Origin of the sequence: Nocardioides nematodiphilus, assembly GCF_020216525.1 — a bacterium.
GTDB classification, from domain to species: Bacteria; Actinomycetota; Actinomycetes; order Propionibacteriales; family Nocardioidaceae; genus Nocardioides; species Nocardioides nematodiphilus.
Genome location: NZ_JAIWOY010000009.1, coordinates 147,924 through 171,832 on the forward strand (window position 1 = coordinate 147,924; position 23,909 = coordinate 171,832).

29 protein-coding genes and 1 other RNA gene are annotated in these 23,909 nt (G+C 70.4%); 9 read left to right on the forward strand and 21 right to left on the reverse strand.

The annotated features are described in order from the left end of the window. Window positions 1–10: 10 nt before the first annotated feature. Complete coding sequence (locus tag KSO98_RS14990; protein ID WP_225286475.1) at window positions 11–1,069, reverse strand: DUF3048 domain-containing protein; 1,059 nt, start codon at window positions 1,067–1,069, stop codon at window positions 11–13. A 134-nt stretch (window positions 1,070–1,203) separates the two neighbouring features. Continuing rightward, window positions 1,204–1,977: an SDR family NAD(P)-dependent oxidoreductase gene (locus tag KSO98_RS14995; RefSeq protein ID WP_225286476.1), complete on the reverse strand. Its 774-nt coding sequence runs from the start codon at window positions 1,975–1,977 to the stop codon at window positions 1,204–1,206. Window positions 1,978–2,092: 115 nt separating this feature from the next. Between KSO98_RS14995 and KSO98_RS15000 the strand changes: the two genes are divergently transcribed. From KSO98_RS15000 to KSO98_RS15010, 3 genes are read left to right on the forward strand one after another with little or no spacing between them, the layout of a single operon-like run. Further along, window positions 2,093–2,785 carry an SDR family oxidoreductase gene (locus tag KSO98_RS15000; RefSeq protein ID WP_225286477.1) on the forward strand — a complete coding sequence of 231 codons (693 nt, stop codon included), beginning with the start codon at window positions 2,093–2,095 and terminating at the stop codon, window positions 2,783–2,785. A 31-nt stretch (window positions 2,786–2,816) separates the two neighbouring features. Continuing rightward, window positions 2,817–4,250: a pyridoxal phosphate-dependent decarboxylase family protein gene (locus KSO98_RS15005; RefSeq protein WP_225286478.1), complete on the forward strand. Its 1,434-nt coding sequence runs from the start codon at window positions 2,817–2,819 to the stop codon at window positions 4,248–4,250. 47 nt (window positions 4,251–4,297) lie between these two features. Then, window positions 4,298–4,450, forward strand: a complete 153-nt coding sequence (locus KSO98_RS15010) for a hypothetical protein (protein ID WP_225286479.1) — start codon at window positions 4,298–4,300, stop codon at window positions 4,448–4,450. A gap of 1 nt (window position 4,451) precedes the next feature. On the opposite strand, the gene KSO98_RS15015 is transcribed toward KSO98_RS15010, so the two are convergent. Next, window positions 4,452–5,588 carry a glycoside hydrolase family 3 N-terminal domain-containing protein gene (locus tag KSO98_RS15015; protein WP_225286481.1) on the reverse strand — a complete coding sequence of 379 codons (1,137 nt, stop codon included), beginning with the start codon at window positions 5,586–5,588 and terminating at the stop codon, window positions 4,452–4,454. 9 nt (window positions 5,589–5,597) lie between these two features. Next, on the reverse strand, window positions 5,598–6,512 hold the full coding sequence (locus tag KSO98_RS15020; RefSeq protein ID WP_225286482.1) for a LysR family transcriptional regulator: 915 nt from the start codon (window positions 6,510–6,512) through the stop codon (window positions 5,598–5,600). A gap of 69 nt (window positions 6,513–6,581) precedes the next feature. Between KSO98_RS15020 and KSO98_RS15025 the strand changes: the two genes are divergently transcribed. Both KSO98_RS15025 and KSO98_RS15030 read left to right on the forward strand, forming a co-directional pair. After that, entirely contained in the window at window positions 6,582–7,325 is a 744-nt protein-coding gene (locus tag KSO98_RS15025; protein ID WP_225286483.1) for a type 1 glutamine amidotransferase, read from the forward strand. Between the two features lie 56 nt (window positions 7,326–7,381). Next, entirely contained in the window at window positions 7,382–8,077 is a 696-nt protein-coding gene (locus KSO98_RS15030) for a DUF4386 domain-containing protein (RefSeq protein WP_225286484.1), read from the forward strand. Here KSO98_RS15030 and KSO98_RS15035 read toward each other — a convergent pair. From KSO98_RS15035 to ftsE, 9 genes are all read right to left on the reverse strand, one after another. Further along, window positions 8,061–8,483: an HIT family protein gene (locus KSO98_RS15035; RefSeq protein ID WP_225286485.1), complete on the reverse strand. Its 423-nt coding sequence runs from the start codon at window positions 8,481–8,483 to the stop codon at window positions 8,061–8,063. The two genes, KSO98_RS15030 and KSO98_RS15035, sit on opposite strands and share 17 nt — an antisense overlap. 121 nt (window positions 8,484–8,604) lie before the next feature. Further along, window positions 8,605–8,976, reverse strand: a transfer-messenger RNA (tmRNA) gene (ssrA, locus tag KSO98_RS15040). Window positions 8,977–8,997: 21 nt separating this feature from the next. Beyond that, complete coding sequence (locus KSO98_RS15045) at window positions 8,998–9,900, reverse strand: amidohydrolase family protein (RefSeq protein ID WP_225286486.1); 903 nt, start codon at window positions 9,898–9,900, stop codon at window positions 8,998–9,000. A 7-nt stretch (window positions 9,901–9,907) separates the two neighbouring features. Beyond that, the gene (locus KSO98_RS15050) at window positions 9,908–10,354 is read right to left on the reverse strand and encodes a TIGR03668 family PPOX class F420-dependent oxidoreductase (protein ID WP_225286487.1); all 447 of its coding nucleotides are present in this window, start codon (window positions 10,352–10,354) and stop codon (window positions 9,908–9,910) included. A 4-nt stretch (window positions 10,355–10,358) separates the two neighbouring features. Further along, window positions 10,359–10,838 carry an SsrA-binding protein SmpB gene (gene smpB, locus KSO98_RS15055; protein WP_225286488.1) on the reverse strand — a complete coding sequence of 160 codons (480 nt, stop codon included), beginning with the start codon at window positions 10,836–10,838 and terminating at the stop codon, window positions 10,359–10,361. A 30-nt stretch (window positions 10,839–10,868) separates the two neighbouring features. Next, window positions 10,869–11,627 (reverse strand): crotonase/enoyl-CoA hydratase family protein, encoded by a 759-nt coding sequence (locus tag KSO98_RS15060; protein ID WP_225286489.1) that lies wholly within the window; start codon window positions 11,625–11,627, stop codon window positions 10,869–10,871. Between the two features lie 11 nt (window positions 11,628–11,638). After that, window positions 11,639–12,907 carry a M23 family metallopeptidase gene (locus KSO98_RS18980; RefSeq protein ID WP_225286490.1) on the reverse strand — a complete coding sequence of 423 codons (1,269 nt, stop codon included), beginning with the start codon at window positions 12,905–12,907 and terminating at the stop codon, window positions 11,639–11,641. A gap of 57 nt (window positions 12,908–12,964) precedes the next feature. Continuing rightward, complete coding sequence (gene ftsX / locus KSO98_RS15070) at window positions 12,965–13,879, reverse strand: permease-like cell division protein FtsX (protein WP_225286491.1); 915 nt, start codon at window positions 13,877–13,879, stop codon at window positions 12,965–12,967. Window positions 13,880–13,938: 59 nt separating this feature from the next. Then, window positions 13,939–14,628 (reverse strand): cell division ATP-binding protein FtsE, encoded by a 690-nt coding sequence (gene ftsE / locus KSO98_RS15075; protein WP_225286493.1) that lies wholly within the window; start codon window positions 14,626–14,628, stop codon window positions 13,939–13,941. Between the two features lie 94 nt (window positions 14,629–14,722). Between ftsE and KSO98_RS15080 the strand changes: the two genes are divergently transcribed. After that, on the forward strand, window positions 14,723–15,262 hold the full coding sequence (locus tag KSO98_RS15080) for a hypothetical protein (RefSeq protein ID WP_225286494.1): 540 nt from the start codon (window positions 14,723–14,725) through the stop codon (window positions 15,260–15,262). A gap of 86 nt (window positions 15,263–15,348) precedes the next feature. Further along, window positions 15,349–16,116, forward strand: coding sequence for an ATP-binding cassette domain-containing protein (locus tag KSO98_RS15085; protein ID WP_225286495.1), 768 nt, complete (start codon window positions 15,349–15,351; stop codon window positions 16,114–16,116). Between the two features lie 244 nt (window positions 16,117–16,360). On the opposite strand, the gene prfB is transcribed toward KSO98_RS15085, so the two are convergent. The 8 genes from prfB to KSO98_RS15125 are packed head-to-tail and all read right to left on the reverse strand — an operon-like array spanning window position 16,361 to window position 21,092. Then, window positions 16,361–17,476: a peptide chain release factor 2 gene (gene prfB, locus KSO98_RS15090; protein WP_225286496.1), complete on the reverse strand. Its 1,116-nt coding sequence runs from the start codon at window positions 17,474–17,476 to the stop codon at window positions 16,361–16,363. A gap of 11 nt (window positions 17,477–17,487) precedes the next feature. Continuing rightward, a complete protein-coding gene (locus KSO98_RS15095; protein ID WP_225286497.1) occupies window positions 17,488–17,931 on the reverse strand; it encodes a pilus assembly protein TadG-related protein in 444 nt (147 codons plus the stop codon). Then, window positions 17,918–18,388: a hypothetical protein gene (locus KSO98_RS15100; RefSeq protein ID WP_225286498.1), complete on the reverse strand. Its 471-nt coding sequence runs from the start codon at window positions 18,386–18,388 to the stop codon at window positions 17,918–17,920. The genes KSO98_RS15095 and KSO98_RS15100 overlap by 14 nt, the downstream gene beginning before the upstream one ends. Next, a complete protein-coding gene (locus KSO98_RS15105; protein WP_225286499.1) occupies window positions 18,385–18,759 on the reverse strand; it encodes a TadE/TadG family type IV pilus assembly protein in 375 nt (124 codons plus the stop codon). The genes KSO98_RS15100 and KSO98_RS15105 overlap by 4 nt, the downstream gene beginning before the upstream one ends. Then, on the reverse strand, window positions 18,756–18,944 hold the full coding sequence (locus tag KSO98_RS15110; RefSeq protein ID WP_225286500.1) for a hypothetical protein: 189 nt from the start codon (window positions 18,942–18,944) through the stop codon (window positions 18,756–18,758). Before KSO98_RS15110 ends, KSO98_RS15105 begins: the two co-directional genes overlap by 4 nt. Before the next feature lie 20 nt (window positions 18,945–18,964). Further along, complete coding sequence (locus KSO98_RS15115; RefSeq protein ID WP_225286501.1) at window positions 18,965–19,906, reverse strand: type II secretion system F family protein; 942 nt, start codon at window positions 19,904–19,906, stop codon at window positions 18,965–18,967. Further along, a complete protein-coding gene (locus KSO98_RS15120; protein WP_225286502.1) occupies window positions 19,903–20,754 on the reverse strand; it encodes a type II secretion system F family protein in 852 nt (283 codons plus the stop codon). The genes KSO98_RS15115 and KSO98_RS15120 overlap by 4 nt, the downstream gene beginning before the upstream one ends. After that, window positions 20,754–21,092: a P-loop NTPase family protein gene (locus tag KSO98_RS15125; protein ID WP_225286503.1), complete on the reverse strand. Its 339-nt coding sequence runs from the start codon at window positions 21,090–21,092 to the stop codon at window positions 20,754–20,756. The genes KSO98_RS15120 and KSO98_RS15125 overlap by 1 nt, the downstream gene beginning before the upstream one ends. Here KSO98_RS15125 and KSO98_RS15130 point away from each other — a divergent pair. Further along, a complete protein-coding gene (locus KSO98_RS15130) occupies window positions 21,078–22,559 on the forward strand; it encodes a recombinase family protein (protein ID WP_225286504.1) in 1,482 nt (493 codons plus the stop codon). The genes KSO98_RS15125 and KSO98_RS15130 overlap by 15 nt on opposite strands. An 854-nt stretch (window positions 22,560–23,413) precedes the next feature. Further along, a complete protein-coding gene (locus tag KSO98_RS15135) occupies window positions 23,414–23,893 on the forward strand; it encodes an NUMOD4 motif-containing HNH endonuclease (protein ID WP_225286505.1) in 480 nt (159 codons plus the stop codon). The last annotated feature ends 16 nt before the right edge of the window (window positions 23,894–23,909 follow it).

Genomic DNA, 23,909 nt, shown 5'->3' on the forward strand with positions numbered 1-23,909 from the left:
CGGCCGATGCCTACTTGGACCAGGTGACCGAGCCGGCCTGGACCGCGTCGCCACCCTGAGGCACGAGCGCCAGCCACACATGGCCCGCCGGCACCTTCACGGGCGAGCCGTCCTTCGCGGTGAACGTGGGCAGGCCCTCGACGCCGTCCTTGGTCCAGGTGACCGGCAGGAACGTGCCGCCGTGGAAGATCCAGCCCTTGCCCTTGCCCTCGAAGTGCGTCACCGGGACGGGGTTGCCCGCCGGGTCCCGGTACGGGGCGAGGCTGGTCTTCACCGTCAGCGCGATGACCGTGTCCGGGTTGTACGTGCTCGCCGGGTCCATGTAGCTGTTCGCGAGCACGTACTTGCCGGCCGTGTACTTCCAGATGTCGTCGCTGCCGGACTGGTTGCTGATGCGGGTGTTGACCGTCGTCGCGGGGCCCTTGCCCTTGAAGTCGGCGTCCTTGCCCCACTCGAAGAAGTCCTGCGGGCGGGTCGCGGTCTTCTGCTGCGAGCTCTTCGCCAGGCCGGTGAGGTTCGCCTGGACGCTGTGCAGGGTGTCGTGGGAGCCGTCGAGGACGCGCTTGACGTTGTCGTTGTTCATGTCGATGAACTTCACGCCCGCCTTGGCCAGGCCCTGCAGCGTGACCGGGGCGGCGCCCGAGGTGACCAGCTTCGCGCCGAGCGGCTTGGCCACACCGATGTCGGTGAGCCGCATCGACCGGATCGGGCCGGCCTTCTCGGGCAGCTTGGAGTAGAAGAAGACGGCGAGCCGGGTGATGCCGCCCTCGACCAGCTCCTGGGTCACCAGGTCGGCCTGGCCGATGCCGTACTGCGGCTTGCTCGCGTACGTGTTGTCGATCTTGGCGATGTAGACCGAGTGCTTGGTCTCGGCGGCGCCGTCGGGCGCGGAGAGGCCCGTCAGCGGCCACGTGCTCGGGACCGCCGGCGCGGCCGGGGCCGAGGAGCCGCCGGTCGGCGTCGAGTCACCGCTGCTGCTGTCCTTGCTGCCGCCGCCGCAGCCGGTCAGCACGACGCTGGCCAGGGCGAGGGGGACGATGGCGCGCACGAGGGTGCGGGTAGGGCGCATGTGATGACTCCAACCGGATTCGTAACTGGGAATGCCGCATCAGTCTCTCCGATGGGCCAACCAGGTGGCGGAGGCGCGCCGCCCCCGCCACCTTTCTCGTGTGTTCTGGTCGACTTAACGTCGGCTCCGGGGCATCAGCCCAGGGTGACGCCGCCATCGACGTATAGCGTCTGGCCGGTGATGTAGGACGACTCGTCGCTGGCGAGGAAGGCCGCCGCAGCCGCGATGTCCTCCGGGAAGCCGACGCGACGGACGGGGTTCTGTTCGGCGGCGGCCTTGCGGAAGTCCTCGACGTCCAAGCCCAGACGGGCCGCGGTCGCGTCGGTCATCTCGGTGGCGATGAAGCCCGGCGCGATCGCGTTGGCGTTGATGCCGAACGGGCCGAGCTCGATGCCGAGGGTGCGGGTGAAGCCCTGCAGACCCATCTTGGCGGCCGAGTAGTTGGCCTGGCCGCGGTTGCCCAGCGCCGAGATCGAGGAGACGTTGATGATCTTCCCGTACTTCTGCGCGACGAAGTGCTTCTGGGCGGCCTTGGTCATGAGGAACGAGCCCTTGAGGTGCACGTTCATGACGAGGTCCCAGTCGTCCTCGGACATCTTGAAGAGCAGGTTGTCGCGGGTGATGCCGGCGTTGTTCATCAAGATGTGGATGCCGCCGAGCTCGGTGACGACCCGCTCGATGGCGGCGTCGACCGACGCGCTGTCACCGACGTTGGCGCCGATGCCGATGTGCTTCACGCCGGCCCCGCCGGCGGAGGGGAGCTTGGCGGCCGCCTCAGCGGCTGCGGTCTCGTCGAGGTCGACGATCGCGACCGACGCACCCTCCTCGGCGAAGCGGGTGGCGACCCCGAAACCGATGCCGCGCGCGGCGCCGGTGATCACGGCGACCCGACCGTCGAAACGACCCATGGTGTGACTCCATTCTCGTAGCTCTCGTTGCCAGCGTCACTGTAACGATGCCGCTCCGGGACGGGACCTCCAGTTCCGTTGAAGATACCGGTATCAAATCCATACCGTTCCCGACATGACCTCCCTCAGCACCTCCCTCTCCGGACAGAAGATCCTCGTCATCGGCGCGGGCCGCGGCATCGGCGCCGCCCTCGCCGACCGGCTGCGCGCCGAGGACGCCGACGTCCACGGCACCACCCGCGACGGGCGGGCCGGTGCCCGCCTCGACCTCGGCGACGAGGCGAGCATCGCCGCCGTCGCCGCGCAGCTCGGCGATCTCGACCACGTCGTGATGGTCGGCTCCGACCCCCACGACGCCCCGGTCGGGTCGCTGGAGCGCGACGGCGTCGCTCGAGCCTTCGACGCGAAGGTGATCGGGCCGATGCTGGTCGCCAAGCACGTCGCGCCCCGGCTGCGGCCCGGCGGCTCCCTCCTGCTGTTCTCCGGCGTGGTCGGGTGGCGTCCCGGCCCTTCCTCGGTGGTGAAGGGCACCACCAACGGCGCGGTCTCCTTCGCCGCAGCGCACCTGGCGGCGGAGCTCGCTCCGGTGCGGGTGAACGCGATCTCGCCCGGCATCATCGACTCCGGCGCCTGGGACCGCCTCGGTGCGGGCAAGACCGCGTTCCTGGAGGGTGCCGCGGCCGGGACCCTGGTCGGACGACACGGAGTCCTCGACGACGTCGTCGACGCCGCGCTCTGGCTGCTCGGCGCGGGCTACGTCACCGGCGAGACGATCCATGTCGAGGGAGGCGCGCGCCTCGCCCGTTGACGCCCTGGCCCTTCGCCGTACGGTGTGTCCCATGACGGATCCGATCGATCCCACTGTCCCTGCCTATCTCGCCGATGCCGCACTCGCCGATCGCGAGGACGTGCTCCGCGATCTGTCCCAGTACCTCGCCGTGGCGTGGGAGTCCTTCTCCCGCCCGCGTGAGTCGGAGCCGAGCGTCGACCCCTTGCTCGCGGGCCGGCTCGAGACCGGACTGCCGACCGGGCCCACCGAGCTGCACGAGGCGCTCCAGGACGCCGTACGGGTCCTGGACGCGAGCATCTCGCCGTCGCGCCCGCTCTTCGTCGCGTACGTCGGCTCGAGCGGTCTGCACACCGGCGTGCTCGCCTCGGCGCTGTCGGCGGCGTACGACGCGAATCTCGCGATCTCGGCCGGCGCCGCGGATCTGCTCGATCGGCAGGCGTTGCGCTGGCTGGCCGAGCTGATCGGCTATCCGGTCGTCGACGGACACTTCACCTCGGGCGGTCAGACCTCCAACCTGACCGCGCTGCTCGCCGCCCGGGAGGCGGCCCTGCCCGGCACGAGGGAGAACGGCGTGGACGCCTCCCGGGCGACCGTCTACTGCTCCGACGAGGCGCACCACTCGATCGTGCGGGCCATCGAGACCGCGGGTCTGGGCAGCCGGGCGCTGCGCCGGATCCCGCTGGACGATCTGCGGCGGATGTCGGTGCCCGACCTCGAGGCCGCCATCCAGGCCGATCGGGCGGCGGGCTGCACCCCGGTGGCGGTGGTGGCGACGGCCGGCACCACCCTGACCGGCGCGGTGGACCCGATCGGGGCGATCGCGGACGTGTGTGCCCGCGAGGACGTCTGGCTGCACGTGGACGGCGCGTACGGCGTCCCGGCCGCGGCGACCGCGACCGCCGGGCACTGGTTCGACGGGCTCGACCGGGCCGACTCGGTGACGGTGGACGCGCACAAGTGGCTGGGGCTGCCGAAGAGCTGCAGCGCGATCCTCCTGCGCCGTGCGGGTGCGCTGCAGGCGGCGTTCGGCCACCAGGAGCGCTACATGCTGCACGAGGGCGACATCGCCAACCCGGTGGACTCGACGTTCGAGTACTCCCGGCCGTTCCGGTCGCTGCGACTGTGGCTGTCGCTGCGGGTGCACGGCGCCGACCAGTTCCGGGCGTGGTTGGAGGGCTCGCTCCATCTGGCGCAACTGCTGGCGCAGGCCGTCCGGGAGGATCCGGAGTTCGAGCTGCTGCACGACCCGATGCTGTCGACCGTCTGCTTCCGGCACGTTCCGGCGGGCCTCTCCCCCGAGGCGACGAACGCCCACAACGATCGCCTGGCGCGCCGGATGCAGGCCGACGGCCGGGTCTTCATCGCGCCCGCCGACGTCGACGGGCGCACCTGTCTGCGCGCGTGCTTCGTGAACTTCCGCACCACCCCGTCCGACGTGGGAACCGTCCTCGAGGTGGCCCGCGATCTGGGACAGGCCGAGTGAGAGGCGCTAGCGTGCTCCCCGACACACCCCGTGAGCAGGAGAGTTCTATGAGCGACGTCAGCGGCGAGCAGTTCAACGGCTTCGAGCACAACTCCTACCAGGAGAGCATGCACGGCCTCGCGATGTGGTCGCTGTGGATCATCATCATCGCCGGCGTGGCCGCGGGCCTCTTCGGCTTCTTCTACGGCCTGGCCAACTGACTCACAGCAGGCCGAAGCGCTCCTTGGCCTGAAGCACCCGCAGCGCCGAGGCGTCGACCCGCTTGCGGAACGCGGGGTCCGTGCGCGCCTTGTCGAGGAGCGCTGCGTACATCCCCGCGATCGGGCCGGCCTCGGTGACCAGCGCGATGTCCCCGCCCGCCTGGACGAAGCGCACCGCCCGCTCCCCCGCGCCGTAGCGCTGGGCGGCCGCAGCGGTGAGGCTGTCGGAGATCACCACGCCGTCGAAGGCGAGGTCGTGGCGCAGCATCCCGGTGACGATCCGGCGGCTGAACGCCGCCGGGACGCCGGCGTCGATGCGGCGGTAGGTCGCCAGCGACATCATCACCAGCGGCACGCCGGCCTCGATGGTGGCCGCGAACGGCTTGAGGTACGCGTCGTGGCGGGTCGTCCGCCTGTCGACGACGGTGCGGACCAGGTCGGTGTTGCCGGTGACGCGGCCCAGGCCCGGGAAGTGCTTGGCCGAGGTGGCGACCCCGGCAGCGCCCATGCCCCGGACGATGGCGGCCGCGTGGGTGCCGACCGGGCCGGGCCGGTGGCCGAGCTCGCGCTGCCAGTGGCCGATCGGGGCGTTGTCGTCCGCGTGTGCCGACGGGACGGTGTCGGTCACCGGCGCGAGGTCGAGGTTGACGCCGGCGGCGCTCAGCTGGCCGGCCCAGGAGCGGGCCTCGGCCCGGAGGGCGGACGGTGCCCAGGTGCCCTGGGTGAGCGCGCTCGGCATCGCGGCGAAGCCGGGGCCCTTGAGGTGCTGGACCTTGCCGCCCTCCTGGTCGACCGCGACGAAGAGCCGGGTGCTCGCGGTGGCGGCGGCGCTGGTCCTGTCCTGGAGGGCGGCGACGGTCGGGGCGACCTCGGCGCGCCCGCCGGTGCTGTTGCCCATCAGGATGACGCTGCCGACGTGGTAGCGGCCGATCGTGGCCAGGGCCGCTGTCGACGGCCTGCTCGTCGGGGTGCCGACCATCAGCAGCTCGCCGACGCGCTGCGGGAGCGTCATGCCGGCGAGCACGCTCGCGGCCGTACGGGCCTCGCGCTTCGGCGCCCCCTCGGCAGGGACGGCCGGCGTCGAGGCGCCCGCGACGAGCAGCAGGGCGGTGGCGATGGAGGCGGTCCGCAAACGCATGCGACGACCTTAGGCGCTCCCCTGGCGCGTGGTCATAGCGGCCGTGAGATGCCGGGCCATCGCCTCCATGGCCGCGGTGGGCCGGGTGTCGGCGAGCACGGCGACCAGGACCCGCCGGTGCCACGGCCGGCCCTGCAGCGGGACGGCACGCACGTCTCCCAGGCGGCGGCGCGTGACCAGCTCCGGCACCAGTGCCACCCCGAGGCCGTGGGCCACCAGCTCGAGTGTCGTGGTGTAGTCCTCGCCGGAGAAGCGCACCAGGTGGCGATCCTCGCGCTGAACGTCGGCGGGCCACGGCAGCGGCACCTCCGACAGCGGCGTGCCGATCAGGCCGGCGCTGACGGCGTCCTGCAGCGTCACGGTGGCCCGCTCCGCGAGGGGATGTGCGGCCGGGACCACCGCCACGAAGTCGTCGACCGCGACCACCTCGGCGCGGACGGCGTCCGGGATCAGCTTCTGCGACTGCGGATAGCGGTAGGTCACGGCGATGTCGACCTCCCCGCGCACGAGGGCCGGGTAGGCGTCGCGGGGCTCCATCTGGCTGAGACCGACCGCGACGCCGGGCAGCTCGCGATGGAAGGCAGCCAGCGCCGCCGGTACCGGACCCGCAGCCGCGGAGTTGAACGCCGCGACCGTGACGCTGCCGAGGCCGCCCTCGCGCAGCGCCCGCAGCTCCTGGTCCGCCGAGCTCAGTGCGGCCCGGATCCGCGCGGCGGCCGCGAGCAGGACCTCGCCGGTGGCCGTCGGACGCAGGGGACGGCGGTGCAGCACCGGCTCGCCCACCTGCCGCTCGAGCGCGGCGATCTGCTGCGACACGGCCGGCTGGGTGAGGTGCCGCGCGTCGGCCGCGGCGCTGAAGGAGCCGGTCTCGGCCACGGCCGCGAGGGTCGCCAGCAGGCGCGGGTCGAGGCTCTCCGCATTCATGCATCTGGATTATAGATTCATGCCGGATGGTCATTGGCCCTTATTCCGACTTGTTGCCAAGGTTGCTCCATGCCCATCGCAGCCATCACGTACAACGCCACCATCGGTGGCGGGTTCGGCCACGTCGGCGCCTGGCTCGACGAGCGCGGCTTCGACCTCCACCTGATCGACCGCGACCGTCCGATCTCGGCTGCCGACCTCGACACCGCCGCCCGGGCCGACCTGCTCGTCATGCTCGGTTCGAAGTGGTCCCTCGCCCGCCCGATGACCCGCCCTACTGACGACGCACACGCCACCGCGTCGATCCACGCCGAGCACGGCCTGGCGCAGACCCGCCTCGCCTCCGATCGGCCCACGCTGGGCATCTGCTTCGGCGGCCAGATGCTGTGCTCGGCCCTCGGCGGCCGGGTGAGCGCCCTGCCGGCGAGCTTCACCGGCTGGGCGCGGCCCCGTACGGAGGTCTCGGAGCTGGACGGCGAGTGGTTCTACCTCCACGAGGACCACTTCACCCTCCCGTCGGACGTCGAGCTGCTGGCCGATGCCGAGCACGCGACCGTCGGCTTCCGTCGCGGCCGGGCGTGGGGTCTGCAGTTCCACCCCGAGGCCACCGCCGATCTCCTCGAGGTGTGGTTCGACCACCTCGGCGTCGACCCGGCGCTCTCGGCTCCGCACGTCGAGCACGTGCGGCGACGCGAGGCGGCCAACCGTGCGGAGGCGTACGGGCTGCTCGACACGATCTGGGCACAGATGGCGGCCTCCGACGCCGTGGTCGCGGGAGCCGATGCTCAGGAGTTCCTGCAAGTACCGGGCTGAGGAGCCTCGTAGGTGGTTGGCTGCGGTCGTCATCCCGTCCCCCGCCAGGAGCAACCGTGAGCACCCCCGATCCGAGTCTGCGCCGCATCGCCCTCTGGGGCGGCGTCGCCTACCTCGCCACCTTCGTCTTCTCGATCCCCGCGGTCGCGCTGCTCGCACCGGCCACCGATCACGTCCGTGCCTTCATGGGCGGAGGCGACGGCGACGACCTGCGCGTCATCGCCGGCGGCGTCTCGGAGATGCTGAACGCCCTGGCCTGTGTCGCCACGGCGTTGCTGCTCCACCCCGTGACGAGCCGGGTGAGCCGCACGCTCGCGCTGGGCTTCGTCGCGTCCCGGCTGCTCGAGGCCGCGATCATCATGGTCGGCGTGGTCAGCATCCTCACCGTGGTGACGCTGCGTCAGGACGTGGGCGGCGCCGCGGCCTCGGACGGAGTCGTCACCACTGCTCGCGCGCTCGTCGACGTACGCGCCTGGACCTTCCTGCTCGGCCCCGGCGTCATGCCGGCCTTCAACGCGCTCTTCCTGGGCACGATCCTCTACCGGTCGGGTCTGGTGCCGCGGGCGCTGCCGCTCCTCGGTCTCGTCGGGGCGCCGCTGCTGGTGCTCAAGTCGCTGATCGTGGCGTTCGGGGCGATGGGCGACTCGTCCGCGGGCGCTGCGGTGATGGCGCTCCCGATCGCGGCCTGGGAGCTGGGCCTGGCCCTCTGGCTGACCTTCAAGGGCTTCCGGAGCACTACGGCGCTGAGCTGAGGACGGAGCGCAGCCGGGCCGCGTACTCGGCGCGCTCGTCGTCGCCGCGGTAGCGGGTGCGCGGCCAGAAGAACCCTCGCAGCCCGTCCCCCTTGGTCCGCGGCACGACGTGCAGGTGCAGGTGCGGCACCGACTGGCTGACGGTGTTGTTGATCGCCACGAAGCTGCCCTGCGCGCCGAGACCCTCGACCATGGCGGTCGCCAGGGCCTGCCCGTGGGCGAGGAACGGATCGCGGAGCTCGGCCGGCAGGTCCGGCAGCGTCACGACGTGCTGGCGGGGCACCAGCAGGACGTGCCCCTTGAAGACCGGCCGATGGTCGAGGAACGCGACGAAGAGGTCGTCGGCGAGCACGACGTCAGCGGGTGTCTCCCCCGCCGCGATGGAGCAGAACAGGCAACTGGACACGTCGGCAGCCTAGGGGCAGGTCGGGTCCGCGCACCGCGCGCGGAGCGAGCGGTCCACGGTCGCCATCAGACGACGAACCGGCGTGTGCCCTCCCACAAGGAGGCACACGCCGGTCAGAGGTTGGTGGAGCTGCGGGGAATCGAACCCCGGTCCTCGAGCGTCGAACGAAGTCTTCTCCGGGTGCAGTCTGCGATGTCGCTTTTCTCGGCCCCGGGGCTGGCGCAGACGCCTCCCCGACGGGCTCAGTCAACTAAATGTCCCTAGCGGCTCATTGACGAAGCTCGCACGGTGAGTCTTCTAGTCGACGCCTGGATCCGGGCCGAAGACGGATACCCGGTCAGACGCTTCGATCGTCGCGTCAGGCGACGAGAGCGAAGGAACTGCGCTTAGCGTTGGCAGTTATATTTTTTCCAGCGATCGTTAACGAGATAACGCTGGCTCCTCGACCCGCTTCCCTTCGGACTAACGTCCCAAGTCGAAACCGATCAGCCCCTCTTGAGTTGTAGCCGCCAGTCTACCGGCCGGGGCCGAAGAGTGACGAACCGTTATCCCAACACACCGCGCGCAGCCATTCATTCCCGAGGTCGAGCGCCTCGAGGGCCGTGAGCTGATGGAGGTACGGGTACGGGATCGTCGGGTAGTCGGTGCCGAGCAGCACCCTGTCGCCGAGGTCGCGCAGCCGGGGCAGCAGCGCCGCGGGGAACCTCGCGCCGGCCTCGTCGAAGAAGTCGGTGAAGACCATCGTGGTGTCGAGCCGTACCCGGTCGTAGCGCTCGGCGAGGTCGAGGAAGTCCGCGTACTCCGGCGCGCCGAGGTGGGCCACGATCACGGTCAGTCGCGGGTGCCGCGCCAGGACCCGGCGCAGCGAGGCCGGGCCGGTGAACTCGTTGCCGACCGGCCCCGAGCCCACGTGGATCACCACGGGCGTACCGGCCTCGGCGAGCAGCCCCCACACGGGGTCGAGCAGCGGGTCGTCGAGCAGGAACTCCCCCACCTGGACGTGCACCTTGAAGATCTCCACGCCGGCGGCGACGAGCTCCGTGACGTAGCCGAGCACGGACTCCTCGGGGTAGAGCGTCGCCGACCACAGCGACTCGGGCACCCGCTCGGCGAACGCGCGCGACCAGTCGTTGAGGAACGCCGCGACACCCGGCTTGTGGGCGTAGGACAACGCGGAGAAGCGGCGTACGCCCAGGGCGCGCAGCAGCGCGACCCGGTCGTCGTCCGGCAGTCGGTACCGGATCGGCCACGGCCGACCGATCTTCGGGCCGGCGGAGTCGAAGACCTCCCAGACCGCCCGCTGCACCGGTGGCGCCATGAAGTGGACGTGGACGTCGAAGAGCCCGGGGAGGCCGTGCCGCTGCCACCACGCGGTGACGTCGGCGGCTTCGGGCAGCAGGTCGTCGAGCGCGGTCACCACGCCATCATGCCCACTCCTCCGGCGGGGCGGTGTCCTCCGGGGCGGCGGACCACCCGCTCCAGCGCTCGATCCCGATCAGGACGTACGGACCGCGCGGCGGCCGACCCTCGTACTGCTGGTACCGCTCGGCGAGTGCCGCGACGACCTCGGTGGCGGGCTCGTCGACGACCTCGGCGCGACCGTCGGCACGCGCCCACCACAGCCGCGACCAGTCCTCGTCGTACGCGTCGACGAGGAGACAGACGCGCGGCTCGGCCGCGACGTTCGTCAGCCGCCGCAACCGGTCGGTGGACTTCGGCTTGTGGTCCACGGCCGTGACGACCGTGTCGCCGATCACCGCGAAGACGACCGGCACCAGGTGGGGCGTGCCATCGCGGCTGACCGTCGCCAGCCGCGCGATCCGGCACTCCTCGAACCGGGCACGCGCCCACTGCGATGTCCGGCGCGGCACGGGATCAGTCCTTGATCCCCTTGAGGTGCCGCCCGAGCTCCTGCTCCTTCTCGCGGTTGGCGGTGCGCTCGGCGATCGACTGACGCTTGTCCCATGCCTTCTTGCCCTTGGCGAGCGCGATCTCGATCTTGGCGCGGCCGTCGTTGAAGTACAGCGAGAGGGGCACGATCGTCATGCCCTTGGCGGAGATCTCGCGCTCGATCTTGGTGATCTCGGCGCGGTTGAGCAGCAGCTTGCGCTTGCGGCGGGCGGCGTGGTTGGTCCAGGAGCCGTTGAGGTACTCCGGGATGTAGACCTGGTGCAGCCAGGCCTCGCCGCGGTCGATCTCGACGAAGCCGTCGACGATGGAGGCGCGCCCCTCGCGCAGCGACTTCACCTCGGTGCCCTGCAGGACCATCCCAGCCTCGTAGGTGTCCTCGATGTGGTAGTCGTGTCGCGCCTTCTTGTTCTGCGCGATCGGCTTGCGGCCCTGCTCCTTCGGCATCTGACCATCATCCCAAACAACAGCAAGGTATTAAGACTCGCCGTGCCTTCCGGCACCTGCGGCGAACCGCGCCGCTCCCCCGACGCCGTCGGCGGCGAGCGATCCGAGACCGATCGAGAACTCGTACGCCATCGCCTCGGCCGTCGGCCGTCCAGCCGCGTGCAGGACCGAGAGCCGGTCGTTGCGCATCGTCGTCTGCGGCAGCGCCGCGAGCTGGTGAGCGAGCGCCTCGGCAGCCCCGCGCGCGGTCCCAGGCTCGACGACGCGGTTGACCAGCCCGATGGCGTACGCCTCCTCGGCGCCGACCGCGCGCCCGGTGAGGATCAGGTCCATCGCGCGCGACTCCCCGATCAGGCGGGGCAGACGGACGGTGCCGCCGTCGATGAGCGGCACGCCGAAGCGGCGGCAGAAGACGCCGAGGGTCGCATCGGAGGCGGCCACCCGCAGGTCGCACCAGATCGCCAGCTCGAGCCCGCCGGCCACCGTGTGCCCCTCGATCGCGGCGATCACCGGCTTGCCCAGCGCCAGCCGGGAGAGTCCCATCGGCGCGTCACCCTCGGCGTCGAGACGGTTCTGGGAGGGGGTGCCGACGGCCTTGAGGTCCGCGCCCGCGCAGAACGTGCCGCCTCCGCCGGTCAGGACCGCGACCGCGGCCGACTCGTCGGCGTCGAAGGCGCGGAACGCCTCCGCGAGCGCCTCCGCGGTCGGGCGATCGACGGCGTTGCGCGCCGCGGGCCGGTCGATGATCACCGTGGTGACCGGACCGGATCGCTCGACGCGCACCGTCATCGCCGCTGTCCCTACTGCAGGACCGTCTGCGGGTCGATCGGGTTGCCGTTGCGCATGATCGTGAAGTGCAGGTGGCACGCCGTGGACCAGCCGGTGGTGCCGGCCAGGGCCAGCGTCTCGCCGGCGTCGACCATCTGCCCCTCGTGGGTGCGGTACGCGCTGATGTGGTTGTAGATCGCCGTGTACTGGTCGCCGTTGATCGTGCCGAGGTCGAGGAAGAGCCGGTTGCCCCACACGTCGGAGTAGTACTCCGAGACGACCCGGCCGGTGCCGACCGCCACCTCCGGCACACCGCACGGGGCGTGGAAGTCGTCGCCGTCGTGCAGACCCCAGTAGTGGTAGATCGGGTGGATCCGCCAGCCGTAGGGCGAGGTGACGTAGGTGTTGCGCACCGGGTTGAGGAACATCCCGCTGGTCGAGGAGACGCTGCGCTTCTGACCGTGCTTCGCGGCGTCGGCGAGGATCTGCTGGGTGATCTTCTGCTCGCGCTGCTTGGCGGCCTCGAGGAGCGCCTCGTCGTGCGCCTTGGCGGTGGCGGCGTCGGCCTTTGCGGCCTCGGCCTGGTCGACCAGGCCGGTGACCGCGCTGGTCGCGGCGACGGCCTGGGCCTGGAGGTCCTGCACCTCGGCGAGGTGGTCGGCCGCGGCCTGCTCGTCGTCGGCGACCTTCGCCTCGGCGGCGGCGGTGTTCTTCTTCTTCACGCTCAGCACGACCTCGGCCGACTGCAGCGCCTGGTAGGTGTTCGTCTGGGCCGTGGAGACGACCCGGCCGTAGTCCAGCTTCCGCACGATGTCCGAGGGCGAGGTGGCGTTGAGCAGGTCGCCCATCTCCAGCAGGCTCGGGTCCCCGGCGGTGAAGGTCGTCAGCACCGTCTGCTTCACCGCGTCCCGCTGCGTGTCCACGGCGGCCTGTCCGGCCTTGAGGTCGGCGACGGCCTGGGCCAGGTCCGCCTTCGCCTTCGTCAGCGCGGCCTGGGCCGCGGCCTCGACCTTCTGCGCGGCGGCCAGCTGGGTGTTGACGCTCGCCAGGTGGGCCCGGGCGTCAGCGAGCTTGGCCTTGGCGCCGGCGAGCTGGCCGGCCGCCTTCTTCAGCGCCGCACTCGAGTCGTCGAGGTCGTTCTGGACGGTCGCGACCTGATGCTTGGCAGCCTTCTGCTGCTGCTTCAGCTTGTCGCTGTGGTCGCTGGCGTACGCGACGGGGACGGAGAGTCCACCGACGCTCACCGCAACCAGAGCGGCTGCGAGCAAGCGCTGGCGGACGGTACGGGGGAAGGAGCGCACCGGGTCAGCCTTACGGGTGTTCGGGGAAGTGAACGCCTCGACCGTACGTGACCGGGATCAGACTTTGATGTATTTGCGGGTCAGCAGGAGTGTCGGGGCCACCGTCATCACGACGCCGAGCACCGAAATGATGCCGACGGCGATCCAGTACTCATGCCAGCCGACCCACGCGTCCCAGCGCAGCTTGGACAGGCTGTCGATGACGCCGAACTTCATCACCACGGCCAGCGCGCCACCGGCCAGCGCGACGCCGGCGACGGCGGTGACCAGGGCCTCGAGGAGGAACGGCAGCGCGATGTAGAGCGTGGAGGCACCCACCAGGCGCATGATGCCGATCTCGCGACGGCGGGCGAAGGCAGCCAGCCGGATCGTGTTGGCGACCAGCAGCAGGGCCGCGACGAGCAGCACGAAGGCGGCGATCAGGGTGCCGTTGCGGAGCTTGTCGATGGTCCCGAGGATCGAGCCCATGATGTTGTGCAGGTCCTGCACGTTGGCGACGCCGTCGAGGCCCTGCACCGACTCCTTGATCGAGGCGGCCTTGTGCGGGTCCTTCATGGTGATCCAGTAGGACTCCGGCATGTCGGAGACCTTGATCGCCGGGTCCGACCCGGTGAAGCTGCTGGCCGGCACGTTGAGGTGCTGGATGCGCTCGTACGCCTCCTGCTGCGACTCCAGCCGGAAGGTGTCGACGTTCGGGTTCTCGTGGAGGACCTTCTCGATGGCCGACTTCTGCGCGTCGGTGACCGGCCCGACGCACGACGGGGTCGCGTCGGTCGTGCCGTTGCAGAGGAAGACCGTGATCTGGAGCTCGCTGCCCCACTGCTCGGCGGTCTTGTCGGCCTCCTGGTAGAGCAGGATGCCGACGCCGAGGAGGCTCAGCGAGACCAGCAGGGTGAGGACCACGGCCAGGTGCATCGACAGGTTGCGGCGCAGGCCCTGACGGAGCTCGGTGAAGACGTAACGAAGCTGCATGGGAGGGAGATGTCTCTCTCTGTTGTCTGCGTGGGGGCAGAGGACGTACGGGGGCGGGGTCAGTGCTGGAAGCCGTAGACGCCCTGCGCCTGGTCGCGCACGACCTTGCCCCCCTCGAGCTCGATGACGCGCTTGCGCATCTGGTCGACGATGCTCGCGTCGTGGGTCGCCATCACCACGGTGGTGCCGGTGCGGTTGATCCGGTCGAGCAGCTTCATGATCCCGACGCTGGTGGTCGGGTCGAGGTTTCCGGTCGGCTCGTCGGCGATGAGGATCATCGGTCGGCCGACGAACGCGCGGGCGATCGCGACCCGCTGCTGCTCGCCACCGGAGAGCTCGTCGGGCATCCGGTCGGCCTTGCCCTCGAGCCCGACCAGCTCGAGCGTGTCGGGGACGCGCTCGGCGATCTCCTCGCGGGAGTGCCCGGTCACCTGCATCGCGAAGGCGACGTTCTCGGCGACGTTCTTGTTCTGCAGGAGGCGGAAGTCCTGGAAGACGGTGCCGATCTGGCGGCGCAGCCGGGGCACCTTCCAGCCGGCGAGGCGGTTGATCTCCTTGCCGGCGACGTACACGCGACCGGCGCTGGGCCGTGCCTCGCGCAGGATGAGGCGCAGCGCGGTGGACTTGCCCGAGCCCGATTGTCCGACCAGGAAGACGAACTCGCCCTTCTCCACGTCGATGGAGACCTGGTCGAGCGCGGGCTTACCCGAGCCGGGGTAGGTCTTGGTGACCTTCTCGAAGCGAATCACCCGATCGAGGTTAGACGATGGACCGAGCAGTTAAGGTCTCCGCGTGCCGTCGCTCTTCCACTCTTTGCCCTTCAGGGCGGGAGTTTGTGTGCTAGTGACGGGGATCCTGGTGGCGATCGGCGTGCTGCGGGCCTCCCCCGCGCCGCACGCTCCGGCGGATCCGCTCGCCGCCCGGCTCGCGTCGGTGGACACCACCACGATGACCGTACGGCGGGCGTTGTTCTGTGACGGCCTGACGGCTGCGGCACCGGCGGTACTCGGGGGCGCGGTCGTCTCCTCCTCGTCCTGGAAGCCCGGCGACCGGACCCGGCTGGCGCCGCACGTGAAGGACGTCGCCGACGAGTTCGGCTGCTCCTGGACGGCCAGCTCCGGGGCGGTGGCACGGGCCTGGGTCTTCGCTCCCCCGGTGACCCGGGCGCGGGCAGCGGCGCTCGCTGCGACGAAGCCGGCTGACGGGTGTCATCCGGCGTCGGGCGTGCCCGCTTTCGGCGCGCCGACCTCCGCTTTGACCTGCGGGGACGCGACGGTCGTGCGCGGCCTGTTCGGCGATGCCTGGCTCAGCTGCTCGCTCACCAGCCAGGACCTCGACCTGGTCGGCCGCTGGTGTCTCGCGGTCGCCCGGGCGGCCGCCTGACACGCCGCCAGGGCCTCGGCTTGCCTCGCTCGCCGTCTTTGTCTAGTATTTTGATCATCTTTCATGATCTAACTCCAGGAGGCGGCATGAGCCAGCACCCGACCTACGACCCGGCAGACAGCGTCGTACGGGCGCGGGGACTGTGCCGTCGCTTCACCCCGGACGCCGGCATCCTCGACGGCGTCGACCTCGACCTCGGCGCCGGCGAGGTGGTCGCCCTGGTCGGGCGGCGCGGCAGCGGCCGGGCCAGCCTGCTGCGGGCCCTGGCGCGCCAGGACCGCGAGGTCGTGGCGTCGGGCTACCTGCGCCTGCCCGAGCGGATCGCCCTGTTGGGCACGTCGGCGGACGCAGCGCCGTGGAAGCGGACGCTGGAGTACGTCGCCGCGGGCGTCCCGGGCGTCGCCACCCGGCGGCCCGCCCGCCGCGCACTCGCCGAGGTCGGCCTGCTCGACGCGGAGGCGTCCTGGGCCGGCGACCTGTCCTTCCTGGACCAGCAGCGGCTCGCCCTGGCGCGGGTGCTCGCCGGCGAGCCGGAGCTGATCCTGGCCGACCAGCCGTGGCAGACCCTGGAGCCGCTGGGGAAGCTGGCCCTGCACCGGGCGCTGCGATACAGCGCCGCCGAGCGGCGGACGGCCGTGCTCATGGTCACCAACGACCCCGACCAGGTGCTCGAGGTGGCCGACCGCGTGCTGGTCCTCGAGGCCGGCCGGATCGTCGAGGAGCTCCCGGTCCCCCGCCACGACCACGACGCCCGCGCCGCGGTGCGCGCGCGGGTCGTCGAGCGGGTCGGGACGCCGTCGCGCACCGAGACCGCGCCGGTCGAGGAGCACGTGACACGGCGGGTGACCGCCTGAGACGCCGGCGTCACGCACGCCGAGGGCCGCGCCGCTGAGTCAGAGCAGCCGCGCGGCGGGTGGAGCAGGCGCGATCCGCGCCGCCCACGCAGCAGGGCCGCGACCCCAGGGATGGGGGTCGCGGCCCTGTCGTACGTCGGGGTGGTGCGTCAGTTATTGGCAGCAGCCGTCAGGCGCACCTTCGGTGCGCCGGCTCCCGCGCTCGCGGCCAGCGCCAGAGCTCGTTCCTCGCTCGCGCTGTCGCTCACTTGGTCGCCTTCTCCGCGTCGCGGCGCCAGCGGATGCCGGCCTCGAGGAAGCCGTCGAGGTCGCCGTCGAAGACCGAGCTCGGGTTGCCGGTCTCGAAGCCCGTGCGCAGGTCCTTGACGATCTGGTACGGGTTGAGCACGTAGTTGCGCATCTGGTCGCCCCAGGAGGCGGCGACGTCGCCCTTGAGCTCCTTCTTGAGCGCGGCCTCCTCGGCCTTCTTCCGCGCGAGGAGCTTGGCCTTGAGCACGACCATCGCAGAGGCCTTGTTCTGCAGCTGCGACTTCTCGTTCTGGCAGGAGACGACGATGCCGGTCGGGATGTGGGTGAGGCGGACCGCGGAGTCGGTGGTGTTGACCGACTGACCGCCCGGACCGCCGGAGCGGAAGACGTCGACGCGGAGGTCGTTCTCGTCGACCTCGATCTCGTCGGTCTGCTCGAGCACGGGCACGACCTCGACGGCGGCGAACGACGTCTGGCGGCGGCCCTGGTTGTCGAACGGCGAGATGCGGACCAGGCGGTGGGTGCCGGCCTCGACCGAGAGCGTGCCGTAGGCGTAGGGGGCGTGGATCGCGAACTCGGCCGACTTGATGCCGGCCTCCTCGGCGTAGGAGACGTCGAAGACCTCGACGGGGTACTTGTGCTGCTCGGCCCAGCGCGTGTACATCCGCATCAGGGTCTCGGCGAAGTCGGCGGCGTCCACGCCACCGGCGCCGGCCCGGATCGAGACGATCGCCTCACGCACGTCGTACTCACCCGAGAGCAGGGTGCGGACCTCGAGCGCCTCGACGTCCTTCTGGACGCGGACCAGCTCGGCCTCGGCCTCGGCGAGGACGCCGGCGTCGGCCTCCTCCTGTGCGAGCTCCGCGAGGACACCGAGGTCCTCGACGCGGCCGGCGAGCACCTCGAAGCGCTCGACCTCGCCCTGGAGCATGGACAGACGGCTGGTGATGCGCTGCGCGTTGTCCTGGTCGTCCCAGAGGTCGGGTGCGGCGACCTGCTCGCCGAGATCAGCGATCTCGGCCTTCATCTGAGGCAGGTCGAGGACCTGCTCGACGGTGTGAAGCGTCGCCTGGAGCTGCTTGATCTCGGCGTCGAAGTCGGTGGCTGCCACAATCGCCAAGGTTATCGGTCCAGAGCAACCACAGCCGAACCCTCGGCACCGACGATCGGGTGCGATGGCGAGCCGGGGACGTGCAGCGGCAGGTCGGCAGGAGCGCGCAGGTGGACGCGGACGCGTCGCGCGGTGACGTCGACGCTCACCTCGGCGAGCAGCCCGGGATAGCGCCGGTAGGCGTCGACCGCAGCCAGGTAGGCGTCCACGGCCTGGCGAGCGGCGGCCGGGGTGAGCTGGAGGTCGGCGGCACCCAGACCGCCGCCGTACACCTCGGTGCCGGCCGCGCCGAGGTCGGCGCCGCGCAGGGCCGCGCCGTCGGCCAGCGAGTCGAGGTCCTGGCGACGGAGGTAGGCCGCGGTGGCGTCGATGACGACGCCGACCACCAGCATCAGGACCAGCGCGAAGCCGATGATCAGCGGGATGGTCGACCCGCGCTCGTCACGACGACCCATCAGCCACCTCCTGGTACTGCCCCACCGGCACCACCTGGGTGGCGTCCAGGGCGAACCGCGGCGAGCCGCCGCCGAGCAGCACGGGGAGCAGCGGGAGCTGGACGCTGCTGCCGATCCTGACCGTCACCACCGAGGTGCCGCTGTGGCAGGCGCGCGGATAGGGCTCGCAGGTGATCGTGACGTCGAGGTCGGCACCGGCGATGCCCTGGTCGGCGAGCGCCAGCCCGGCGGCGGCCTCGGCGCGCTCGCGGCCGGTCGCGTCGTCGGGTGCGAGGACGTACGCCCGGCCGGCAGCACGTGCGGCGCCGCTGACCGCGAACGCGCCGCGCTGGACGGTGAAGACCGAGAGCAGGATCCAGACCAGCGGGACGAGCAGCAGGATGCCGAGCCAGGTCACCTCGATGAGGCCGCTGCCCCGCTCACCGGCCCGCTCATCGCGTCTCGTACGGCCGGTCATGGCGCCTCCCGGATGGCGTGGCCGGTGACCGACAGCGAGACCGACGGTCCCCACATCCCGAGCGCGGGCACCTCGGCGTGCACGGTGATCTCGATAGCGGGGGCGCCGGCGATCGTCGTGGGGCTGGCTTCGATGTCCTGGGCGTACTCCGCTGAGATCACGCCGCGCAGCTGGCTCCTCGTCCGGGCGACGCCGTCGGCCCCGGTGTGGTCGAGCGTGGCGGCGTAGCGCGCGCCCTCGGAGGCTGCGGAGGTGAGCGTGTTGCGGACGTAGAGGACGAGGCCGACCTGGAGGATGCCGAGCACGAGCGGGATCAGGATGAGCAGCACCAGCACGAAGTCGACGACCGCCGACCCGCGCTGCCTGCTCATTTCACCTGGTCGAGCGCATTGGTCAGCATGTCGTGGAGCTGGGTCTTCGCGACGCCCAGCAGCATCGCGCAGAGTCCGGCGCTCATCACCACGATCATCACCCAGCCGGGCACGTCGCCGCGGTCGTCGCGCCGGGTACGCAGATCGTGCTGGAGCCTGAGGAGGGCGAGCAGGAGCGGTTCCATCGGGTGTTCCTTTCCGAGCATCAGGAGACGCCGAGGTGCAGTCCGAGCACCCCGGGGAAGAACGCGAAGATCACCGTCACCGGCATCACGAGGAAGACGATCGGCGCCATCATCGCCACCTCCTTGCGGGCCGCGACCTCGATGAGCTCGCGGCGCCCGGCCTCTCGTACGTCGGCGGCCTGGGCATGCAGGACGTCGGCGAGCGGGGTGCCGCGCTCGATCGCGACGGCGATGCCGGCGGCGAAGCGTGCGACGAGCGGCAGGCCGGTCCTCGCGGCGAGGTCGTCGAAGGCGCCACCGACCGGCTGCCCGGTCCGGATCGCTGCGAGCACGCGGGCGAGCTCCACGGAGAGCTCGCCGTCGCTGCGCTGCACCACCCGGTCGAGGGCCGCGACCGGCGACTCACCGGCCGCCACCGCGAGGGCGAGCAGCTCGGCGACGGCGGGGAACTCCGCCACGATCCGGCGCTCGCGGTCGCGGACCTGGCTGGTGAGCCAGGAGTCGCGGGCGAGCACACCGAAGGCGAAGGCGGCGAGGCAGACCAGCAGCGCGGGCAGCGCGTTGCCCGGGTCGCTGAGCCCCCGCAGCAGGCCATAGAGGGCGGCGATCGCGAAGCACGCCAGGCCCCACAGCACCTGCTCCACCCGCAGGTCGTGCACGGTGCGGTCGAGACCGGCCCGCTCCAGGCGGCGCTGGACCGAGGCGGCGCCGCCCAGCACCCGCTCGACCCCATCGGCAGCGCGCCGCAGCACGGGCCCGAAGACGGCGCCCACGACGGGCGGCAGCGGGCCGCTCGCGTCGATCGGACGCGCGGCGCGGGCGGCTGACAGATCGCGGACGTACGGGAGCACCCGGTCCGCCAGCTGCGGTCGCCGGATCGCCCGCACCCGGGCGCCGACGAGAAGGAGCGCTCCCCCGGCCACGGCACCGAGTGCCGCCCCACCGACCACGGCGGCGCTCATCGCAGGATCCGTCGCTCGATCGGGAGCCTGCCGATGCGGAGCATCACCCGGTACGCGACCAGGCAGGCAGCCGCACCGCCCGCGAGCACGATCGCACCGCCCGGTGAGGAGTAGCGCTGGATGACGTCGGGCTGGAAGGAGAGGAAGAGCAGAACCAGCCACGGCGCGGCCACTGCGAGGCGGGCGCCGTTGACCGCCCACGCCTGGCGCGACTCGAGCTCGGCGCGGGTCCGGGCGTCGGCACGCAGGTAGGCCGAGAGGTTGCGCAGCAGCCGGCCGAGCTCGCCGCCACCGACCTCCCTGGCGATCCGCAGCCCCTCGACCACGCGATCGCCGACCGGATCGGCCAGCCGGTCCTTGAGTCGGTCGAGGCACTCCCCGAAGCGCCCCGAGACCTGGTAGTCGACCGCGAACTGGGCGAAGGGCTCGCGCAGGGCCTCCGGGCCGCGAATCGCGAGCCCGGACAGCGCCTCGGGCAACGAGAGCCCGGCCCGCACGGCGGAGGCCAGGTTGTCGACAGCCTCGGGCCACACCTCGGCGAACTCACGCTGGCGGCGGCGCGCCCGCCCGGAGACGATCGCGACCGGGAGGTAGCCCGCCATCGCGGCGAAGACGACCGCGACCGGTGGCGTGCGGGTGACGATCTCGGCGAGCAGGAGGACCACCATCGCGCAGGCGCCGCAGAGCAGCCAGAGGCTGGTGGAGGAGACGCCGTGCAGGCCGGCGCGGGCCAGCAGGGCCCCGGTGCGGTCGCGCTCGCGCGGACCGCGGGGCGCGCGCGGCACCGCGAAGGCGGACCAACACAGCAGCAGGCCCACGCCGATGCCAAGACCGAGCACGGCACCCATCAGCGTGCTCCGGCCAGGAGCGCGTGCAGATCGATGCCGAGCCGCTCGTACCGCTCCACCCGGGGCGGGATGCCGCTGCCGCGCAGGAGGTCGGCTCCTCGTCGCTCGAAGATCGGGGCGGCCTCGATGATGTCGTTCTCGACCCGGCCCGGCACTGCGACGATCTCGTTGACCCGCCGCACCCCACGCGCATCCATGCCGAGGTGGACCACGAGGTCGACGCTCGCGGCGACGGTCGGGATGACGAACTTGGGGCTGACGTTCTCGCCGACCAGCAGGGGCAGCGTGCACATCTTCACGAGCGCTTCGCGCCCGCTGTTGGCGTGCAGCGTGCACATCCCGGGGATCCCGGAGTTACCGTAGGGACTATGCAAGACACTCCGAAGCGCGCAGCGATCTACAAGCGACTCTCCGAGGACCGTGACGGCGTCGGGGACAACGTCGCGGATCAGGACCGTGGCGGGCGCAAGCTCGCGGCTGACCTGGGCGCTGAAGTCGTCCGCATCTACAACGACAACGACCGAAGTGCCAAGGCCCCGCGCTCCCGTCCGGACTTCGCGCAGATGCTCCTAAATGCCGAGGATGGCGTCTTCGACCTGCTGATCGTGCGGGACCTAGATCGGCTCTACCGGCACCCGACCGACCTGGAGGATCTGTCGGCCATCTTTACGCCGAAGGGCATCACGGTCCATCAGGAGCGCTCCACGCACCCGCTCGACATGTCCTCTGCCCAGGGTCTTCTGGTCGCCGGTCTCATGGCACAGGTCAACGTGTACGAGCTGCGCCAGAAGTCGGCTCGACAGAAGGACATGAACCGTGCCCGAGCCCATCAGGGCGTGATGCACCGTGGGCCGCATCCCTACGGCTGGCAGTCCGACCGACTGACCCTCAACCGAGTTGAGGCCGACCGCGTCCGGGAGGCCTTCAAGCGGGTCCTGGGTGGTGAGTCCCTGCGCGCGATCGTCAACGACTGGAACGCCTGCGATGTGCCTTCGCCCAAGGGCGGGTCCTGGACGTACGCCACGCTGAAGCAGATGCTGCTGCGTCCGGCCAACGCTGGGCTGGTCAGCTACCAGGGAACGATCCTGAGGGACGTGGAGGCTCAGTGGGAGGCTCCGGTGGACCCTGACAGCTACTACGCGGCCAAGGCCCTTCTGACGGCTCCTGAGCGGCGCAAGAGCACCGACAACCGTGCCAAGCATCTTCTGGCTGGCATCGCGCTCTGTGGAGGCTGTCAGAACCCACTGAAGTCAGCGATGACCCTGGGCAACGTCGCAGGTTTCGACGAGCGTCAGAAGGTGATGCTGTACCGGTGCACCAACCCCGAGTGCGGCACCAAGGTGAGCGTCCGTCGCGATGTCCTGGACCGGGAGGTCACCAAGCGCTTCCTGGACGAGCGAGGACACGCCTATACGGCCCGCGTGAAGACCACCGAGCATCTGGGAGAGCGCCTGTCTGAGGTTGAGACAGGCATCCGAAGTGTCACGGCGCAGCTCGCTGAGGATGACGCGGACACGGTGGCCCTGGTGGAGCGCCTGGCTGAGCTGAAGCGCGAGCGCGCTGAGCTGAACGCCAACCCCACCCGGACCGTGTGGTCCCTGCTCACCGTCACCCAGGAGTGGGAGAAGGCTGGGATCGAGCGGAAGCGCGAGCTGCTGCGCTCGCATCTGGTGGGCCTGACCGTCGCTCGTCGTGGCAAGGGCGGCAAGGCCTTCGATCCCACCAGGGTCCAGATCGTGTGGACCGAGGACCCGTACGACGCCACCGAAGACGACATGACCAAGACGGATCCGTTCATCGCCTGACTTTCCGTCTCCGAGGCGTCGAACGTCGTCTCAGTATGTGGATGTCGAATCCGAACGCCAAGCGTGGTGGAAAGTGGCGCAAAAGACGCGCCACCAATCGCTCTTGCATGGAACAAGTGTTCGGTCCAGAGTAATTCTCAGAAAGAGGGACCTGGACAATCCCAAAACCCTGAGTCATCAGGTAACGTAATTCTTGCACTTGCCCCAGGTGGTTGAGGTCGTCCAGGTCCAGCTCCCACTTGGGGCTTTGTGCTTTCTGGGTGTGCCTCACTACGCCCGATCTGGCGACTCCGTAGACGGCGGATGACAGAAGCCGGTAAGTGAAGGGATCGGACTGATCCTGTTTCTAGGCCGGTAGCTGGACGGATTCCATGGGGACCGTACCCGGAAAGTGCGAAGCATGCCCTCTGGAGGTCAGCCCGATCCCAATACAGACGAGCGTTAGCACCTGGAAAGACCAGCGAAGCGCCCGAAGGGAAAAGTAGTTGTCGACTAGCAGGGTGGCTGGGGCCGCTTTTGCCCCAGACAGCCCTGCGGTGTATCGACCATCATCAAGCCAAGCAAGTAGCCGGTCCTGGGTAAGAGATGGCACTTCATCCAGGAAATAGAGATAGAGCAACCCGCTGGTCCTGGAGATGGAAGTCAACTACCTACTCCAGGACCAACAAGCAAGCTGATTGGTAGGCGGACGGGTCGCAGCTACGGCTCGCGCCCATCTGCTCGGATCCTCGCTCCTTCGTCGCTCCGGTTCAGCAGCCGGTCACGGCCTGGGCGACGGGGAAAGACAGGGCCTCGCTGCGCTCGCCCGCCTGCGGCGCTCTCAAACTCGCATCCGCTCAGTGCGATAGCAGGGCATGGACAACGACAAGCAAGAGCAGTGGACGCAGATCCCAGGGTTCCCGGACTACCTGGTGAGCGACCAAGGCCGCGTGATGAGCTTCAGGCGCAAGGCGACTCGGATCCTCAAGCCTGGAGGCAGCACCTACCCGGTGGTCACCCTGTGCAGGGACGACGGGAAGAAGGCTTTCTTGGTGCATCACCTGGTCCTACTCGCGTTCGAAGGACCCAGGCCTAAAGGGATGGAGGTACGGCACCTCAACGGCAAGGAGACCGATAACCGTCTCGTGAACCTTGCCTACGGCACCAAGAAGCAGAACGAGCTGGACAAGCGCATCCATGGGCGCAGCGGCAAGAAGCTGACCTGGTCGGACGCACGAGAGATGCGGGCACTTTGGAAAGAGAAGAGCGGCCTTCTCCAGCGGGATCTCGCCGAAGTCTTCGGTGTCACCGGTCAAGTCCCAGGTAGTGGTGTAGCGCTGCGTTCTCCTCGATGAGGTGTCAGGCGGTCAG

What these genes read in the sequence shown, in the direction of transcription:
- KSO98_RS14990 (WP_225286475.1), bottom strand. Translation starts at nt 1,069, where the DNA reads ATGCGCCCTACCCGCACCCTCGTGCGCGCCATCGTCCCCCTCGCCCTG.
- KSO98_RS14995 (WP_225286476.1), bottom strand. Translation starts at nt 1,977, where the DNA reads ATGGGTCGTTTCGACGGTCGGGTCGCCGTGATCACCGGCGCCGCGCGC.
- KSO98_RS15000 (WP_225286477.1), top strand. Translation starts at nt 2,093, where the DNA reads ATGACCTCCCTCAGCACCTCCCTCTCCGGACAGAAGATCCTCGTCATC.
- KSO98_RS15005 (WP_225286478.1), top strand. Translation starts at nt 2,817, where the DNA reads ATGACGGATCCGATCGATCCCACTGTCCCTGCCTATCTCGCCGATGCC.
- KSO98_RS15010 (WP_225286479.1), top strand. Translation starts at nt 4,298, where the DNA reads ATGAGCGACGTCAGCGGCGAGCAGTTCAACGGCTTCGAGCACAACTCC.
- KSO98_RS15015 (WP_225286481.1), bottom strand. Translation starts at nt 5,588, where the DNA reads ATGCGTTTGCGGACCGCCTCCATCGCCACCGCCCTGCTGCTCGTCGCG.
- KSO98_RS15020 (WP_225286482.1), bottom strand. Translation starts at nt 6,512, where the DNA reads ATGAATGCGGAGAGCCTCGACCCGCGCCTGCTGGCGACCCTCGCGGCC.
- KSO98_RS15025 (WP_225286483.1), top strand. Translation starts at nt 6,582, where the DNA reads ATGCCCATCGCAGCCATCACGTACAACGCCACCATCGGTGGCGGGTTC.
- smpB (WP_225286488.1), bottom strand. Translation starts at nt 10,838, where the DNA reads ATGCCGAAGGAGCAGGGCCGCAAGCCGATCGCGCAGAACAAGAAGGCG.
- KSO98_RS15060 (WP_225286489.1), bottom strand. Translation starts at nt 11,627, where the DNA reads ATGACGGTGCGCGTCGAGCGATCCGGTCCGGTCACCACGGTGATCATC.
- ftsX (WP_225286491.1), bottom strand. Translation starts at nt 13,879, where the DNA reads ATGCAGCTTCGTTACGTCTTCACCGAGCTCCGTCAGGGCCTGCGCCGC.
- KSO98_RS15085 (WP_225286495.1), top strand. Translation starts at nt 15,349, where the DNA reads ATGAGCCAGCACCCGACCTACGACCCGGCAGACAGCGTCGTACGGGCG.
- KSO98_RS15095 (WP_225286497.1), bottom strand. Translation starts at nt 17,931, where the DNA reads ATGGGTCGTCGTGACGAGCGCGGGTCGACCATCCCGCTGATCATCGGC.
- KSO98_RS15100 (WP_225286498.1), bottom strand. Translation starts at nt 18,388, where the DNA reads ATGACCGGCCGTACGAGACGCGATGAGCGGGCCGGTGAGCGGGGCAGC.
- KSO98_RS15105 (WP_225286499.1), bottom strand. Translation starts at nt 18,759, where the DNA reads ATGAGCAGGCAGCGCGGGTCGGCGGTCGTCGACTTCGTGCTGGTGCTG.
- KSO98_RS15110 (WP_225286500.1), bottom strand. Translation starts at nt 18,944, where the DNA reads ATGGAACCGCTCCTGCTCGCCCTCCTCAGGCTCCAGCACGATCTGCGT.
- KSO98_RS15115 (WP_225286501.1), bottom strand. Translation starts at nt 19,906, where the DNA reads ATGAGCGCCGCCGTGGTCGGTGGGGCGGCACTCGGTGCCGTGGCCGGG.
- KSO98_RS15120 (WP_225286502.1), bottom strand. Translation starts at nt 20,754, where the DNA reads ATGGGTGCCGTGCTCGGTCTTGGCATCGGCGTGGGCCTGCTGCTGTGT.
- KSO98_RS15125 (WP_225286503.1), bottom strand. Translation starts at nt 21,092, where the DNA reads ATGTGCACGCTGCACGCCAACAGCGGGCGCGAAGCGCTCGTGAAGATG.
- KSO98_RS15135 (WP_225286505.1), top strand. Translation starts at nt 23,414, where the DNA reads ATGGACAACGACAAGCAAGAGCAGTGGACGCAGATCCCAGGGTTCCCG.